Origin of the sequence: Citrobacter freundii complex sp. CFNIH4 (genome assembly GCF_002934505.1) — a bacterium.
Lineage (GTDB): Bacteria > Pseudomonadota > Gammaproteobacteria > Enterobacterales > Enterobacteriaceae > Citrobacter > Citrobacter freundii.
The window spans coordinates 4918452-4935538 of the sequence record NZ_CP026231.1 but is presented as its reverse complement, the minus strand read 5'-3'; the positions used below and the strand labels follow the sequence as shown (position 1 = coordinate 4935538).

Sequence of the window (17087 nt, the reverse complement as noted above, 5' to 3'; positions counted from 1 at the left end):
TTAGTATTTCCAGGCTATTTCAAATATCATCTTTTCAAATCAATTTGTATCGGAATAGCTCATGACTGAAGCACAAAGACATCAAATATTGCTGGATATGCTGGCGCAGTTGGGCTTTGTTACCGTTGAGAACGTAGTTGAGCGTCTGGGGATTTCACCCGCCACTGCGCGCCGGGACATCAACAAGCTCGACGAAAGCGGCAAACTCAAGAAAGTACGCAACGGCGCAGAAGCTATTACCCAGCAGCGGCCGCGCTGGACGCCAATGAATCTTCACCAGGCGCAGAACCACGATGAAAAAGTTCGCATTGCCAAGGCAGCATCCCAGCTTGTGAATGCGGGTGAAAGCGTAGTGATCAACTGCGGATCGACCGCTTTCCTGCTGGGTCGCGAAATGTGCGGCAAGCCGGTGCAGATCATCACCAATTATTTGCCGCTGGCGAACTATCTGATCGACCAGGAGCATGACAGCGTGATCATCATGGGAGGGCAATATAACAAAAGCCAATCCATCACGCTTAGCCCGCAAGGCAGTGAAAATAGCCTGTATGCCGGACACTGGATGTTTACCAGCGGCAAAGGGTTGACCGCGGACGGACTGTATAAAACCGATATGCTGACCGCGATGGCCGAGCAGAAGATGCTTAACGTGGTGGGTAAACTGGTGGTGCTGGTCGATAGCAGTAAAGTCGGTGAACGTGCGGGAATGCTGTTCAGTCGCGCCGATCAAATCGATATGCTCATTACCGGCAAAAATGCAAACCCTGAGATTCTGCAACAGCTTGAAGCTCAGGGCGTGAGCATTATGCGCGTTTAAAGGTGCTGGCGGAAAAACGTCACTGTTGCGGCCAACGCTTCTGGCGTGATGCGATGTCGTACACCCGCTTCCCACAGGCAGGTCAGATTGTTGTCCAAACCTGCCTGAATCAGCGCTTGCTGTAAGCGGAAGGTTTCAACAGCCGGTACAACATCATCATCCTGTCCATGCCACAGCAGCAACGGCCTGTCGGCAAGGCGTGGCAACTGATGCGTAACATCCCATTCGGCAAGCGGGGCGATAACGGCATCAAACTCCGCCTGTTGCTCTGGGGTCTGAACCTGTAAAGGAGGAAAAAGCGTCTGCGCAAGCCGGGTAAAATAGCCTGAGCCCATCAGGCTGGCTACACATTTAACCTCAGGATGGCGCGCCATTATGCCCAATGCAGTCATTCCCCCCATCGATGCCCCACCGACGGCAAGCCGCTCATCTGAAAGCCAATTTTCTGCCACCAGAGCCGCACGTAACGTCGTAAACTCCTGCATGTTTTGCTGCAATATATGCCAGAAGCGGAACATTCGCTCCTGAGCATTACCTTTAAAGCGGGCGCCATGTTCGGGCGCATCTGGCATGACGACGCGAAATCCGGCCTGAGCCAGCGCAACAGCAAAATAACTGTAGACCAGACTTGAAGATGTAAACCCGTGATAAAAGAGAATACAAGGGAGTGAACATTCGCGTTTACCAGCCGGAACGGCGTGCAGGACAGGGATACCAGCTAACTGTCGTGTCTCAATTTCTATCATTTGTTGCCCCTTTTTTTCTGGTATGCCATGCAGCAATGCTTAACGCAAGCGAATGTGTTCGGCAATGATTCATAATGTTGAGAACTGGGTTACGCTTTCGCAACATTTTCATTCGAAAATCGCGTGAGAGATAACAATTCGGGAACATTCCCCTAAAGGGAAATTAATAAGGCACTACACTATGGCTATCAGGAAACGAGATAGAGTTATGCGTCGGTTTGCCTCTTTGTTGCTGGTTATGTTTTTAAGCGCCTGTAGCGTGCTACAGGGAACGCCGCAACCCGCACCGCCCGTTGCCGACCACCCGCAGGAGATCCGCCGTGACCAGAGTAATGGGTTACAGCGATTAGGGACGGTTAGCGCGCTGGTAAGAGGCTCTCCGGATGATGCGCTGGCAGAGATCCGTGCCAAAGCCGTCGCGGCTAAAGCTGATTACTATGTGGTTTTATTAGTAGATGAAACCATCGTGACAGGCCAATGGTATTCACAGGCAATTTTGTATCGTAAATAACATTGGGTTGAAATTTAGTCAGCTTTACATTGCTTTGCGCCTCTATGCGTTTACCTGTGCACAATAAACCAACAGCAGGAAGCTTGAGGTTTATTATCGCGATGGAATGCCCTGCCGTGTGTAGGGGTACGAATAATGGAGCTGACGATGAAACAATCTCTTGCCTTATCCTCACTGCTGCTTTCTGCCGGACTGGCAGGCACTACGGCGCAGTCTGCCGAATTCGCCAGTGCTGACTGCGTTACGGGCCTGAACGAAATTGGCCTGATCTCTGTCAGTAACATTGCAGGAAATCTGCAGGATGTAGAACGTGTAATCGCGTTAAAAGCGGATGAACAAGGTGCCTCATGGTATCGGATCATTCAGATGTACGAAGACCAGCAGCCCGACAACTGGCGCGTACAGGCCATACTTTATGCGTAACAGATTGCCGGATGGCGTAAACTTATCTGACCTGGACTGAGCGTAGGCATGATAAGACGCACCCGCGTCGCCATCAGGCAAGTTATTACCGTAACCCCCCCGTTGCCCGCAGGAGCAAATCGTTCAGCACCTGTTCAGACAATCGTAGTCCACCCCGCGTATCAAGCATCATTTGGCACCAGGCCTGCGCCACTGGCGGAGAAGAATAACGCAACATCTGCGCCCCGCAACCGAGCAGGAAAAGCTGCTGCGTAATCTCCCGTCCCAATGCCTCACTGGGTTTACGTAAACGCTGCTGCAACTGACGCACCATTCGATCGTAATGCCGATCCTGCCCCTTTACCTCCGCAAAGGCTTCGCTGAGCATATCGTAGATGCCGGGTTGTTTTGTCAGTACCCGCAATACATCAAGGCACATAATGTTGCCGGAGCCTTCCCAGATACTGTTTACCGGCATCTCACGATACAGGCGCGGCAGCTCACTCTCCTCGCAATAGCCAATCCCGCCCAGCACTTCCATCGCCTCAGCCACAAACGGCATACCGACCTTGCAAACGGAGAATTTCGCTGCTGGCGTGAACAACCTGGCCCACAGCGCTTCTTTGGCATCAGCACGACGGTCCCAGGCCCGCGCCAGCCGAAACAGTAGCGCCGTCTGACCTTCCAGTTGGAGCGCCATCCGGCCTAATACCTGACGCATCATCGGCTGTTCAATCAATGGCTTGCCAAAAACTTGTCGCTGGTGCGCATGATAAATCGCGATGGAAAAAGCACGTCGCATCATGCCGTGACTGCCGAGCGCGCAGTCAAAACGCGTCATCCCGCCCATCTTCAGGATATGGCGGATACCTTCCCCTTCTTCGCCCAATAGCCAGCCAATCGCATCGTGGAATTCAACCTCGCAGCTGGCGTTGGAGCGGTTGCCTAACTTATCTTTCAGTCGTTCAAGACGGATGGCATTACGCTGCCCGTCAGGTAAAAATCGCGGTACAAAAAAGCAGGATAAGCCGCCCTTTGCTTGGGCCAGCACCAAATGGGCATCGCTTTGCGGCACGGAGAAAAACCACTTATGTCCCACCAGCCGATACGAGCCGTCGACAAGACGTTCTGCCTGTGTGGTATTGCTCAGCACATCTGAACCACCCTGCTTCTCGGTCATGCCCATGCCGATCAGCAGCCCACGCTTTTGCCCACCGGGCAGTAAATGCGAGTCATAACGGTCGCTTAGCAGCGGCGTCAGCCAGTCGTGAAAGGGGGCGGGTAACATTTGAAGTAACAGCGGCGTAGCGGCAAACGTCATGGTCACCGGACACAACGTGCCTGCTTCAACCTGTGCATGTAGCATGAAACGCGCCGCCCGGGCAACAAATGTTCCCTGCCTCGCGTCTTCTTCCCAGGCCAGATTATGCACACGGTTGGCGCACAATCCCTGCATCAGCAAATGCCAGGCAGGATGAAAACGCACATCATCCAGCCGCTGCCCCTGCGGGTCGTAGCGCAATAGTTCAGGTGGAAAAGCATTGGCCAGACGACCCAGTTCGAGCGACTCGGCAGTCCCTAGCTGCTGACCAATACTGGCGAGAAGATCGCTATCCCAGCCAGCGCCTTCACGGATAACCGCTTCGCACAGCGCGCCGTCGGACAAATATAAGTTACTGTTATTGAGAGGTACAGGTTGGTTAAAAACGGTATGCGTTTGCCAGTGCATTGTGTCTCCCTCCGTCAATGGCCGTCGCTTTAAGTATGGTCAGGCAGCAGAGAGAACGCATGGGACAACGGTCACAAAAAAGCCATCCCGAAAGATGGCTTGAGAGAAGAGAGAAATAAGGGAGATAGTTTAGCTGCGCTGGCGGACTGCTTCAAACAGGCAGATGCCCGTCGCAACTGAAACGTTCAGCGACGAAACGCTACCTGCCATCGGGATGCTGATGAGTTCGTCACAGTGTTCACGGGTCAGACGGCGCATACCTTCACCTTCTGCGCCCATCACCAGCGCCAGACGTCCGGTCATTTTGCTCTGGTAGAGAGTATGGTCGGCTTCGCCAGCGGTTCCGACGATCCAGATATTCTCTTCCTGCAGCATACGCATGGTGCGCGCCAGGTTGGTCACGCGGATCAGCGGTACACTTTCTGCCGCACCGCAGGCCACTTTTTTCGCCGTAGCATTCAACTGAGCGGAACGATCCTTCGGTACGATTACAGCATGTACGCCAGCGGCATCGGCGCTACGCAGACATGCCCCCAGGTTATGCGGGTCGGTGACGCCATCGAGGATCAAAAAGAACGGCTGATCGAGCGTAGCAATCAGATCCGGCAGATCGTTTTCCTGATACTGACGGCCCGGCTTCACACGAGCAATAATCCCCTGATGTACCGCACCCTCGCTTTTCTCATCCAGAAACTGACGGTTAGCCAGTTGAATGACAACACCCTGTGCTTCCAGTGCGTGGATCAGCGGCAGCAGGCGTTTATCTTCACGACCTTTGAGAATAAAGACGTCCTGGAAGCGCTCAGGCGCACGTTCCAGCAGAGCCTGCACCGCATGGATGCCGTAAATCATTTCACTCATGAATGTACTCGTTAATAGTTTATGCATAACGCGGGCAACACGAGATTGCCCGACTTACTGTTTATGGCAGTTATTGTGCGACTTTCTTTTTCGCCGCACGTTTAGCTTTGGTGGCGGCAGCGATTTTAAGCGTTTTTGCCGATGGCTTTTTCGCTTTTTTGTCGCCTTTCTTCTCAGCCGCATTCTTTTCCGCCTGAGGTTTGGCTCTGCCTTTTTTCTCACCGCGGAAAGCGCTATCCGGCTCGAAATTCACCTTTTTGCCCATCTGACGACGTTTACCGGTATTTTTACCCGCATCGCTTTTTTTGGCTTTTTCGCGCGCGGTTTTGCCTTCATTGCGCGGCGCACGTTCGCTGGAGATCAAGCTAAAGTCGATCTTACGCTCGTCCATGTTGACTGCTTCCACGCGAACTTCCACGCGATCGCCCAGGCGATACATCTGACCGCTGGATTCCCCCGTCAGGCGCTGACCAACCTGGTCGAAACGATAGTAGTCGTTATCCAGGGAGGAGACATGCACCAGACCGTCGATAAACAACTCATCAAGACGGACAAAGAAGCCAAATCCGGTGACGCTGGCGATCACGCCTTTGAAGACATTCCCTACCTGATCCAGCATGAAGTCGCACTTCAACCAGTCAGAGACATCGCGCGTGGCTTCGTCAGCACGGCGCTCGGCCATCGAACAGTGCTGACCCAGTTGCAGCATCTCTTCCATCGAATAATGGTAACCACCCGTTTCCGTGGTGTTGCCTTTATGACCCTGCTCCTGCGCCAGCAGATACTTAATCGCCCGGTGCAAGGAGAGATCCGGGTAACGACGGATCGGTGAAGTAAAGTGTGCATAAGATTGCAGCGCCAGGCCGAAGTGACCACGGTTTTCCGGATCGTAAATCGCCTGCTTCATCGAACGCAGCAGCATGGTTTGCAGCATTTCTGCGTCAGGACGGTCAGCAATCGACTCCAGCAGTTCAGCGTAATCGCGCGGCTCAGGTTTGTTGCCACCTGGCAGCTCCAGTCCCAGCTCTGCCAGGACGGAACGGAACGAGTTAATCGCTTCGGTCGTCGGCTTATCGTGAATACGGAACAGCGCGGGCTCTTTGGCTTTCTCAACGAATCGCGCCGCTGAGATGTTCGCCATGATCATGCACTCTTCAATCAGCTTGTGCGCGTCGTTACGCTGCGTCTGCTCAATACGCTCAATACGGCGTTCAGCATTGAAGATAAACTTCGCCTCTTCACTTTCAAACGAGATACCGCCGCGCTCTTCGCGGGCTTTATCCAGCACTTTGTAGAGGTTATGCAGCTCTTCAATGTGTTTGACCAGCGGTGCGTACTGCTCACGCAGCTCCTGGTCGCCCTGCAGCATGTGCCAGACCTTGGTGTAGGTCAGACGTGCATGGGAACTCATGACCGCTTCGTAGAATTTAAAGCCGGTTAAACGGCCTTTCGACGAAATGGTCATTTCACAGACCATACACAACCTGTCCACCTGCGGGTTGAGCGAACACAATCCATTAGAAAGCACTTCCGGCAGCATCGGGACAACCTGCGACGGGAAGTAAACGGATGTGCCACGGCTGCGGGCTTCCTGGTCCAGCGGAGTCGGCGGGCGAACGTAATAGCTTACGTCGGCAATCGCCACCCATAAACGCCAGCCGCCGCCGCGTTTCTTCTCGCAGTAAACCGCATCGTCGAAGTCACGCGCATCTTCGCCATCGATAGTCACCAGCGGCAGGTCGCGCAGATCGACACGTCCTATTTTTGCCTCTTCCGGCACTTCTTCTTTCAGTCCGGCGACCTGTTTCTCAACAGCCTGCGGCCAGATATATGGGATTTCATGAGTACGCAGGGCCATATCAACAGCCATGCTGGTTCCCATGTTGTCACCCAGCACTTCAACAATTTTACCCACCGCTTTGGTGCGGCGAGTAGGACGTTGGGTCAGTTCAACGACGACCACAAAGCCCATACGAGCGCCCATCACCTCTTCCGGCGGGATCAGGATATCGAAACTCAGACGGCTGTCGTCAGGGACGACAAACCCAACGCCAGCATCGGTGAAGTAGCGACCGACAATTTGGCTGGTTTTTGGCACCAGTACGCGCACAATACGCGCTTCGCGACGACCTTTACGGTCCGCGCCCAGCGGCTGCGCCAGCACCTGATCGCCATGAATGCAGGTTTTCATCTGCTCGCTGGACAGGTACAGGTCATCTTTGCGGCCTTCAACGCGCAGAAAGCCATAGCCATCACGGTGACCAATAACGGTACCTTTCAGCAGGTCGAGACGCTCCGGCAGCGCATAGCACTGACGACGGGTGAAGACCAGTTGTCCGTCACGCTCCATCGCGCGCAGACGGCGGCGCAGTGCTTCCTGCTGCTCTTCACCTTCAATGTTGAGTTCAGCGGCCAGCTCATCGCGGTTGGCCGGTTTTTCACGTTTAGTTAAATGTTCGAGGATAAATTCCCGGCTTGGGATAGGATTCGCGTATTTTTCAGCTTCGCGTTCCTGGAAAGGATCTTGTGACATTGAGGTTCCTCCATTGTCAGCTCTGATGGAATTCCTTCGTCTTTCACGACGCCTCTTTGTTGGCTGCCTTTGCTCCCACCAGTAACTTACTTTTGTAAGCTCCTGGCGACTCGCTCAGTTGCCGCCGCGATGCGACGCGAAATACTTTGGACTTCATTATTCCACCAGCAATAATTTATAAAGCGGTTGATTCTCTTCAACCAAATCAGCAAGTGTGTAGTTGTCCAGCTCCGTGAGAAAACTTTGCACTGCCTTAGAAAGCGCCTGTTTGAGTCGACAGGCCGGGGTAATGTGGCAAAACTCGCTGCTACAGTTGACCAACGATAAGGGTTCCAGCTCGCGAACCACATCACCAATACCAATATCCTTAGCGGGTTTACCCAAGCGGATACCGCCATTTTTTCCTCGAATAGCAGTAACAAAGCCCGCCCGGCTAAGTTGATTGATTATTTTGACCATATGATTACGGGACACGCCGTAGACTTCTGTCACCTCAGAAATACTGGTCATACGTCCTTCGGGAAGTGACGCCATGTAGATTAGCGCACGTAATCCGTAATCGGTGAAACTTGTTAACTGCACATCAACCTCAGGAAAAGGGATAAAACGGATAAACCTGGTGGTATTAATTATATTGATGATAAACCAGCCACCAGCCAGGTCGCTAATTTATTTCAGTTCGGGAAGGAAAAAAGCGAGGAACTTACGTGATTTTAAGCCGGATTCTGATGCAAAGCACCTTATCCGGCTTGAGATATTGCAAGCGCAGCGCCATTCGACGCCACGCTATAACCAGAATTATGCGTCGAACGGGTCGCGCAGGATCATGGTTTCAGTACGGTCTGGGCCAGTTGAGATAATATCAATCGGCACACCGGTCAGTTCTTCAATACGCTTGATGTAGTTCAGTGCAGCCTGCGGCAGACCGCTACGTTCCTTCACGCCGAAAGTAGATTCAGACCAGCCCGGCATGGTTTCGTAAATCGGCTCGATACCTTTCCAGTCGTCTGCTGCCAGCGGAGTAGTCGTTACTTCACGGCCATCCGGCATACGGTAAGCGACACAGATTTTCACCTCTTTCAAACCGTCCAGTACGTCCAGTTTGGTCAGGCAGAAGCCAGACAGGGAGTTAATCTGTACTGCACGGCGTACAGCAACGGAGTCCAGCCAGCCGGTACGACGACGACGACCGGTGGTCGCACCATACTCGTTACCTTGTTTGCACAGGAACTCGCCAACGTCATCAAACAGTTCAGTCGGGAACGGACCCGCACCTACACGAGTAGAGTAAGCTTTGATGATACCCAGAACGTAGTCCACATAACGTGGGCCCAGGCCGGAGCCGGTTGCCACGCCACCTGCGGTGGTGTTGGAGGACGTTACGTACGGATAGGTACCGTGGTCGATATCCAGCAGCGTACCCTGCGCACCTTCAAACATGACGAAATCGCCACGCTTACGCGCCTGGTCCAGCAGATCGGAAACATCAACAACCATCGAGGTCAGGATGTCGGCGATAGCCATCACATCATCCAGCACTTTCTGGTAGTCAACTGCTTCAACTTTATAGAAATTCACCAGCTGGAAGTTGTGATATTCCATCACTTCTTTCAGTTTTTCAGCGAAGGTTGCTTTATCAAACAGATCGCCAACACGCAGACCGCGACGAGCTACTTTGTCTTCATAAGCCGGACCGATACCACGACCGGTAGTACCGATCGCTTTCTCGCCACGCGCTTTCTCACGAGCGTTATCCAACGCAACGTGATAATCAAGGATCAGCGGACAAGCTTCAGACAGCAGCAGGCGCTCGCGAACCGGGATACCACGATCTTCCAGTCCTTTCATTTCTTTCATCAGCGCGGACGGAGACAGAACAACACCGTTACCGATGATGCTGATGACATTCTCGCGAAGAATACCTGATGGAATAAGATGGAGGACGGTTTTTTCACCGTTGATTACGAGAGTATGGCCTGCGTTGTGACCACCCTGGTAGCGCACAACATATTTAGCCCGTTCAGTCAGAAGATCGACGATCTTCCCTTTACCTTCGTCACCCCATTGGGTGCCCAGTACGACGACGTTGTTACCCATTTTTCAAAATCACCGTTTGCTTAAAAATGGATTCTACCACCGCTTTTTCAGATATACAGCACTTTTTGCATGCGAAAATCCGCAAATTAGTCTACTTATTAATCAGCCAATCGTTTTCCTCAACATGTAGTAGACCACAACGCCCGCAACCACAAGACCTCCACCAAAACGACGCAAAATATTTTCGGGAAGTTGCGCCATTGCAGAGATCATTTTCTTCCATGCGCTGGGATAAAGCATCGGACCCAGCCCTTCCAGCACCAAAACCAGCGCGAGCGCCAGCAAAATTGTTGAATTCATCCATCGCCCTTATATAAAAAGAAAACCACCGCATCCCTGGAGATGCCGGTGGTTTTGCTGCTTTAAAACCGCTGGAACGCGATTAGCGTGTCGCGGAACTCGGTGTCTTCATGTAGCGGAAGAAATCGCTGTCCGGACTCATGACCATCACGTCCTGATTGCCTTCGAAGCTCTTCTCGTAAGCACGCAGGCTACGGATGAAGGCGTAGAAATCTGGATCCTGACTAAATGCATCGGCAAACAGCTTAGCGGCTTCTGCATCGCCTTCACCGCGCATGATACGGCCCTGACGCTCAGATTCTGCCAGCGTTTTAGTGACTTCATAGTCCGCCGTTGCACGCAGTTTTTCCGCCTCTTCCTGGCCTTGTGAACGATGGCGACGCGCTACGGCTTCACGCTCAGCGCGCATACGGTTGTAGATAGCCTCGGACACTTCAGCAGGCAGGTTGATTTGCTTAATACGCACGTCAACCACTTCGATGCCCAATGCCGCCATACTGTTCGGGTTGATGACCGGTACTTTACCGTTCGTTTCAGCCTGAACACGTTCAGCCGCTTCGGCAATCGCGCTATCTGCTGCCGGAGTCGCCACTTCATCTTCCGTGCCAGCAGAACCGGAGTTCAGCGCGTCACGGACTTCCAGGGTCAAACGACCACGGGAATCGGTAACGATGTCCTTCACGTCCAGACGACCAATTTCAGAACGCAGACGGTCAGAGAACTTACGTTTCAGCAGGACTTCCGCCTGAGAAACATCGCCACCGCCCGTTGCCAGGTAGTAACGGCTAAAGTCACTGATGCGCCACTTGATGTAGGAGTCAACAATCAGGTCTTTCTTCTCTTTGGTAACAAAGCGATCGGCCTGGTTGTCCATGGTCTGAATACGCGCATCGAGCATCTTCACAGATTCAATAAACGGAATCTTGAAGTGCAAGCCTGGTGCAACGACCAGCGGCTTGTTTTCATCGTCACGCAGAACTTTACCAAAGCGCAGAGTAATACCGCGCTCGCCTTCTTTGACCACAAAGACAGACATGAACAGAACTACCAGAACGATGATGATAATCGCAATAACTGACTTACGCATCGTTATTCCCCCTGACGCTGGTAGTCGTTACGCTGCGCATTCGCGCGGCGTTGGTCCATAATATCGCCCTGACTGGTGGACGATGTATTGCTTGCTCCAGTGCTGGAAGTCGTTGCTGGCGGCAGACGCAACAGGTTTGAACTGCTGTCAGTCTTTGCTGCTGGCGCACTACCACCTTTCAGCATTTGATCCAGCGGCAGAACCATCAGATTGCTGCCTTTATCGTTAACCAGGACTTTGCGGGTATTGCTCAGCACTTTTTCCATGGTTTCGATATACAGACGCTCGCGGGTAATTTGCGGTGCGGCTTTATATTCCGGCAGAATTTTTGCGAAGCGAGCCACTTCACCCTGTGCTTCCAGGATGGTCTGAGTCTTATACGCACGCGCTTCTTCCAGAATACGCTGAGCCTGACCGTTTGCACGCGGCTGAACTTCGTTGGTGTACGCTTCTGCTTCACGGATGTACTGCTGTTCGTTTTCACGTGCTGCGATAGCATCGTCAAACGCGGCTTTTACTTCTTCCGGCGGACGTGCTGCCTGGAAGTTGACGTCCAGCAAGGTGATACCCATGTTGTACGGACGGATCGTTTCTTCCAGTTCACGCTGGGTATCGCTACGAATAACGGTACGCCCTTCGGTCAGGATACGGTCCATGGTGTATTTACCGATAACCCCACGCAGGGCGCTGTCAGTTGCCTGACGCAGACTGTCATCCGCACTGGTTACGCTAAACAGGTAACGCTGCGGATCGGTCACGCGGTACTGTACGTTCATTTCGACGCGTACGACGTTTTCGTCAGAGGTCAGCATAACGCCGGATGCGGCAAGTTCACGCACGGCTTCAACGTTGACCGGTGTCACTTCATCGATAAAGGTCGGTTTCCAGTTCAGACCCGGTTCAACCAAATGGCTGAATTTACCGAAGCGTGTCACCACGCCACGTTCCGCTTCTTTAATGGTATAGAAACCGCTAGCCGCCCAGATAATGACGATGGCGGCCGCTGCGATAGTAAAAACTCGACCGCCCAGTTGCGGACGCGGGCCTTGCGATGAACTACCGCCGCCAGAACCAGTACCTTTACCGCCACCCAGACCACCGAGCTTTTTACTCAGTTTGCGGAAGATATCGTCCAGATCGGGAGGTCCCTGCTCGCGACCACCTTTGTTTCCATTTCCCTCAGGGTTGCCGCCAGGTTTGCTGCTTCCCCAGGGGTCGCGGTCTTGTCCGTTATTACCGGGCTGATTCCACGCCATTTTTGTGCTCCATATTTGTTATGCGATGCTATACCTGCGTCTTTTGCGCTGCCGATGCGTTGGCTGCGTCCCTCAACTCCAGTCACATAGTTGACTATGCTCCTGGAGATTTCAGGACTTGCCGCCTTCCTGCCGCACAAAATCCACAAGGTATAGAGGCGAAAAAATCTTCAGGCCATATCCGTCAGATCAGACAACATAGTCTTCCAGTGCCGGTTCTTGTTTACAGAGGCGACGCCAGTCTACGATCGGCATACGAACCTGCAGACCTACGCTGCCGTCTTCCTCCATCCACTCTTTTTCTATTGCCTGAAGTTGATAAAACCGGCTTCTCAAACGCCCTTCCTGCGGCGGCAAACGCAACGTATGCTGCGCCACCTCACCGGAAAGTCGCTCAGTCAAAGCCTGAAAAAGTTGTGGTATACCAATCCCCGTTTGCGCTGATACCCAAACGCGAATGGGTTTATTCTCTTCATCTCTATCGATACGCGGCTCAAAGTCATCCAACATATCGATTTTATTCATCACCAGCAGGGTCGGGATCTCATTCGCATCGATCTCTTCGAGCACCGTGTCGACTGCCTCGATGTTTTCCTGCACACGAAAATCTGCAGCATCAATAACGTGCAGCAGCAATGTTGCCTGACGTGTTTCCTGCAAGGTGGCTTTAAATGCCGCCACCAGGTCGTGCGGCAAATGGCGGATAAACCCTACGGTATCCGCCAGCACGGTCTCACCCACGTCCGCCACGTCTATGCGGCGCAACGTTGGGTCCAGGGTCGCAAACAGCTGGTCCGCTGCATAAACCCGGGCTTCGGTGATCTGGTTGAACAGGGTGGATTTTCCGGCGTTGGTATATCCCACCAGTGATACGGTTGGGACATCCGCTTTCTTGCGCGACTGCCGCCCCTGCTCACGTTGCTTTTCAACTTTTTCCAGGCGCGACTGTATTTGCAAAATGCGATTACGCAGCAAACGACGGTCGGTTTCGAGCTGGGTTTCACCCGGACCGCGCAAACCAATCCCGCCCTTTTGCCTTTCAAGGTGGGTCCAGCCACGGACCAGACGCGTAGCCATATGGCGCAACTGCGCCAGCTCAACCTGCAACTTACCCTCATGGGTGCGCGCACGCTGGGCAAAAATATCTAAAATAAGACCGGTCCTGTCGATAACAAGACACTGGCACAACTGTTCCAGGTTACGTTCCTGGGCGGGGCTCAGAGCATGATCAAAAATCACCACCGCAGCGCCAGTCGCTTTTACGGCTTCGGCAATTTCGATTGCCTTACCTTCACCAACAAAATACTTCGGGTGCGGTGCTTTACGGCTCCCGGTAATCACCTGCATTGCTTCGACACCGGCGGAAGAAACCAGAGATTCAAACTCCTGGAGGTCTTCCATATCTTTGTCTTGCGAAAAATAGATGTGTACCAGTACCGCCTGCTCACCGGCATCATAACGGTCAAACAAGCGTCAACCCCTTAATATAAATCAACGGGGAACGCAGGATCGCTGGCTCCCCGTATGTAAAACAGCTAATAACCTTATTCGGTTTCTTCGCTGTCCTGTTGCGCAGATGAACCTTGCGCGTTGCTACCGTGATGGTAGTTGCTGCCAGTGCCGCCGGTGGCATTATTGCTGTGATGAGAAACCGGACGAGACGGGACAACAGTAGAAATCGCGTGCTTATAAACCATCTGGCTGACCGTGTTTTTCAACAGGATCACGAACTGATCAAAAGACTCGATTTGACCTTGCAGCTTAATACCATTCACCAAATAAATAGAAACTGGAACACGTTCCCGACGCAATGCGTTCAGGAACGGATCTTGTAAAGATTGCCCCTTAGCCATTCTCTCTTTTCCTTATATGCTTATTTGTACTTTGAACCTTTCGATTCTGAAAAATTGCGCACGATACGTTTCAATTGTACACATTCAGTTCGCGATAGCACCAACAACCTGTAATACTTCGTTTCGCGCTAGGTCAGGCTTTTCACTGTCAAGCCAGTGCACCCCTTCCCAACCACGCAACCAGGTTACCTGTCGCTTCGCCAACTGCCTCGTGGCGCAAACACCTCTATAAACCATTTCATCGTATGAAATTTCACCTTCAATGTATGACCACATCTGGCGATACCCTACACAACGAATGGAAGGCAAATCCGTATGCAAATCTCCACGGGCAAAAAGCGCCCGGACTTCTGCTTCAAAACCTGAAGCTAACATCTGATGAAAACGCTGCTCAATTCGCTGATGGAGCAGTTCACGGCTCGCCGGGGCGATTGCAAACTGATGCACCTGATACGGCAAAGCATCTCCTGACGTTTGTGTCAGCTCCGTTAAAGTTTTACCCGAAATGAAAAAAACTTCCAGTGCCCGGGAAAGTCTTTGCGGATCATTTGGATGAATACGCGCCGCAGCCACCGGATCGATGTCCTGAAGCTGTCGGTGTAACGCGTCCCAACCCTGCTCTGCCGCCTGCTGCTCAATTCTGGCCCTGACTTCCGGGTCCGCCGACGGTAACGGCGACAGCCCTTCAAGCAAGGCTTTGAAATATAACATTGTGCCGCCCACCAGCAACGGGATACGCCCCGCGGCGGTGATGTCGGCCATCTCGGCTAACGCATCGCGACGAAAATCCGCAGCGGAGTACGCTTGCGACGGATCGCGAATATCCAGTAATCGGTGCGGCGCGGCCTGTAATTCATCTGCATCGGGCTTTGCTGTACCGATATCCATTCCCTTGTAAATAAGGGCGGAATCAACGCTTATCAACTCTATGGGCAAAACTTTACGCAATTCAATTGCGAGTGCCGTTTTACCGGAGGCCGTTGGCCCCATCAAAAAAATCGCCTTTGGCAGGCTCGCCTTACGGGTATCACTCATGTTTCAGGGCATTCATTACCGAATGTAAATCAACAGGTTGTAACAGACCACCCGGCGGTGCCTTCACGAGTTGTGGGCAGAGCCGCTCAACATCCGCTAACAGCGTAATCGCCTGTGCCATACTCCACTGTGGATGCTCGCTAATCAGGTTACGTGCGATCCACTGCGCAATATTACCCGGCTCGAATACGGATTGCTGCGCCAGGTAGCCTATCAGTTCAGGAATCAAGATTTGTAAATTTTGTTGGCGTAAGGGTAAAGGCACCGCCCGGATGGTCACATGCTGCGCATCCAGTTGAAATTCAATGCCCAGCTCAGCCAGTTGGCTCTGTCCTTTTTGCAGCGCCGCTTTTTCATCGGCGTTGACTTTTAAACGTAAAGGGATCAGCAACGGCTGGGCGCAAACGGTCCCCTGGTCCGGCGTTAATTGCGCCTGACGCAGCCAACGCTCAGCCACCGGTAATGCCAGCAACCGAATATGGCCATCGCACTCGAGTAACGCGCAGTCTGCACCGACAATCGTTAGCACCCGGCCAAAGCCCTGACTACTGCCACTCAGAGGTACCGATGATGTTTCAGAGACCGGCGTTTTACGCGTTGGAGCCGGCGTCTGCATCAGTTTCTGATAAATTTCGCCCTGCTGCTTTTGGTATCCGGGTTGGGCATGAGGCCAACTGGCCCTCGCCTGACGGCCTGCGCCACTACTGCCGTTTCCAGCGCCAGCTGAGTACTGCGGTGTCGCAGGTTCACGCGCGGGAGCCGGCTCGGCAAAATGGTTACGTCCGGCAGCAACGCGGTTTTCCGGGATGTGCCTTGGAGCGGGTTCGTCGTCATCAGCCAACGGCAGCGGCGTTTCAAGCTGCTGTTGCAGGACGCTCAACACGCCCTGGTAAATAAAATCGTGCACCAGGCGGGATTGATGGAAACGGACCTCATGTTTAGCTGGGTGTACGTTGACATCCACTTGATGCGGATCGATTTCCAGATACAGCACAAAAGCGGGTTGTTGATCGGCTCCCAGCTTATCTTCACAGGCCTGGCGGATAGCATGGTTGATCAGCCGATCTCGCATCATCCGACCATTCACATAACAATACTGGATTTCTGCCAGTGCCGCCGTTGTGTGGTTAGGATCGGCCACCCAGCCGCGCAGCGTCAAATCACCATGCTGCCATTCAATCGCCAGCGCATGCTCCAGAAACGGCGTGCCGCAAATCGCGCCCAGCCGGCGCTCTTTCTGCCCATCCGCGGCCACTGCCCGGTACTGACGCACCACTTTGCCGTTGTGAGACAAATTAATCGTCACATCAAAACGCGCCAGCGCAATGCGGCGAATAATCTCGTCGATATGATTAAATTCAGTTTTCTCGGTGCGCATAAATTTGCGCCGCGCCGGGGTGTTGTAGAACAGATCTAACACCTCCAGTGTGGTTCCCACTGGATGCGCAGCAGGTTTTACCGTCACATCCATGTCGCGCCCTTCAGCATAGGCTTGCCAGGCCTCAGGCTGCTCTTGTGTGCGCGACGTCAGGGTTAAACGAGACACGGAGCTGATACTTGCCAGCGCTTCGCCACGAAATCCGAGGCTAACGATGGCCTCAAGATCGTCAAGCGAGGCTATTTTACTGGTGGCATGACGCGCCAGCGCCAGCGCCAGCTCGTCTTTTTTAATCCCGCAGCCGTTGTCACGAATACGGATAAGCTTCGCGCCGCCGCGCTCAATATCGATATCAATGCGCGTCGCACCGGCATCGATGCTGTTTTCCACCAGCTCTTTCACCACTGACGCAGGCCGTTCTACCACCTCGCCTGCGGCAATCTGGTTCGCCAGCTGTGGCGGTAGAACCTGAATCGGCATGG

Annotated in this window: 16 protein-coding genes; 3 read left to right on the top strand and 13 right to left on the bottom strand. The window is 53.1% G+C overall.

The window, feature by feature from the left end:
- Window positions 1-61: 61 nt before the first annotated feature.
- Window positions 62-817: an HTH-type transcriptional regulator UlaR gene (ulaR, locus tag C2U41_RS25155; protein WP_003839504.1), complete on the top strand. Its 756-nt coding sequence runs from the start codon at window positions 62-64 to the stop codon at window positions 815-817.
- Here the strand turns inward: ulaR and yjfP are convergent.
- Window positions 814-1563, bottom strand: coding sequence for an esterase (gene yjfP, locus C2U41_RS25150; protein ID WP_016149449.1), 750 nt, complete (start codon window positions 1561-1563; stop codon window positions 814-816). The two genes, ulaR and yjfP, sit on opposite strands and share 4 nt — an antisense overlap.
- A gap of 181 nt (window positions 1564-1744) precedes the next feature.
- Here yjfP and bsmA point away from each other — a divergent pair, with 181 nt between their 5' ends.
- Both bsmA and yjfN read left to right on the top strand, forming a co-directional pair.
- Window positions 1745-2074, top strand: a complete 330-nt coding sequence (gene bsmA / locus C2U41_RS25145; RefSeq protein WP_003025640.1) for a biofilm peroxide resistance protein BsmA — start codon at window positions 1745-1747, stop codon at window positions 2072-2074.
- 147 nt (window positions 2075-2221) lie between these two features.
- Window positions 2222-2497, top strand: a complete 276-nt coding sequence (yjfN, locus tag C2U41_RS25140; RefSeq protein ID WP_003025637.1) for a DUF1471 family protease activator YjfN — start codon at window positions 2222-2224, stop codon at window positions 2495-2497.
- 85 nt (window positions 2498-2582) lie between these two features.
- On the opposite strand, the gene C2U41_RS25135 is transcribed toward yjfN, so the two are convergent.
- The 12 genes from C2U41_RS25135 to mutL all read right to left on the bottom strand — a co-directional run bounded on the left by C2U41_RS25135 (window position 2583) and on the right by mutL (window position 17085).
- On the bottom strand, window positions 2583-4205 hold the full coding sequence (locus C2U41_RS25135; protein ID WP_048216929.1) for an isovaleryl-CoA dehydrogenase: 1623 nt from the start codon (window positions 4203-4205) through the stop codon (window positions 2583-2585).
- A gap of 129 nt (window positions 4206-4334) precedes the next feature.
- A complete protein-coding gene (rlmB, locus tag C2U41_RS25130) occupies window positions 4335-5066 on the bottom strand; it encodes a 23S rRNA (guanosine(2251)-2'-O)-methyltransferase RlmB (RefSeq protein ID WP_003025615.1) in 732 nt (243 codons plus the stop codon).
- Between the two features lie 70 nt (window positions 5067-5136).
- Window positions 5137-7599, bottom strand: coding sequence for a ribonuclease R (gene rnr, locus C2U41_RS25125; RefSeq protein ID WP_003025612.1), 2463 nt, complete (start codon window positions 7597-7599; stop codon window positions 5137-5139).
- Between the two features lie 156 nt (window positions 7600-7755).
- Window positions 7756-8181: a nitric oxide-sensing transcriptional repressor NsrR gene (gene nsrR, locus C2U41_RS25120; protein WP_003025609.1), complete on the bottom strand. Its 426-nt coding sequence runs from the start codon at window positions 8179-8181 to the stop codon at window positions 7756-7758.
- A 216-nt stretch (window positions 8182-8397) separates the two neighbouring features.
- Window positions 8398-9696, bottom strand: a complete 1299-nt coding sequence (purA, locus tag C2U41_RS25110; protein WP_003025606.1) for an adenylosuccinate synthase — start codon at window positions 9694-9696, stop codon at window positions 8398-8400.
- A gap of 102 nt (window positions 9697-9798) precedes the next feature.
- Window positions 9799-9996: a DUF2065 domain-containing protein gene (locus C2U41_RS25105; RefSeq protein ID WP_003025602.1), complete on the bottom strand. Its 198-nt coding sequence runs from the start codon at window positions 9994-9996 to the stop codon at window positions 9799-9801.
- 82 nt (window positions 9997-10078) lie between these two features.
- On the bottom strand, window positions 10079-11083 hold the full coding sequence (gene hflC / locus C2U41_RS25100; RefSeq protein WP_003025595.1) for a protease modulator HflC: 1005 nt from the start codon (window positions 11081-11083) through the stop codon (window positions 10079-10081).
- 2 nt (window positions 11084-11085) lie between these two features.
- Window positions 11086-12339: an FtsH protease activity modulator HflK gene (gene hflK, locus C2U41_RS25095; RefSeq protein WP_003025593.1), complete on the bottom strand. Its 1254-nt coding sequence runs from the start codon at window positions 12337-12339 to the stop codon at window positions 11086-11088.
- 189 nt (window positions 12340-12528) lie between these two features.
- Entirely contained in the window at window positions 12529-13809 is a 1281-nt protein-coding gene (gene hflX / locus C2U41_RS25090; protein WP_032937767.1) for a ribosome rescue GTPase HflX, read from the bottom strand.
- Between the two features lie 74 nt (window positions 13810-13883).
- Entirely contained in the window at window positions 13884-14192 is a 309-nt protein-coding gene (hfq, locus tag C2U41_RS25085; protein ID WP_003025584.1) for an RNA chaperone Hfq, read from the bottom strand.
- A gap of 84 nt (window positions 14193-14276) precedes the next feature.
- Window positions 14277-15227: a tRNA (adenosine(37)-N6)-dimethylallyltransferase MiaA gene (gene miaA, locus C2U41_RS25080; protein ID WP_016149447.1), complete on the bottom strand. Its 951-nt coding sequence runs from the start codon at window positions 15225-15227 to the stop codon at window positions 14277-14279.
- The gene (gene mutL / locus C2U41_RS25075) at window positions 15220-17085 is read right to left on the bottom strand and encodes a DNA mismatch repair endonuclease MutL (RefSeq protein ID WP_032937769.1); all 1866 of its coding nucleotides are present in this window, start codon (window positions 17083-17085) and stop codon (window positions 15220-15222) included. Before mutL ends, miaA begins: the two co-directional genes overlap by 8 nt.
- Between the last annotated feature and the right edge of the window lie 2 nt (window positions 17086-17087).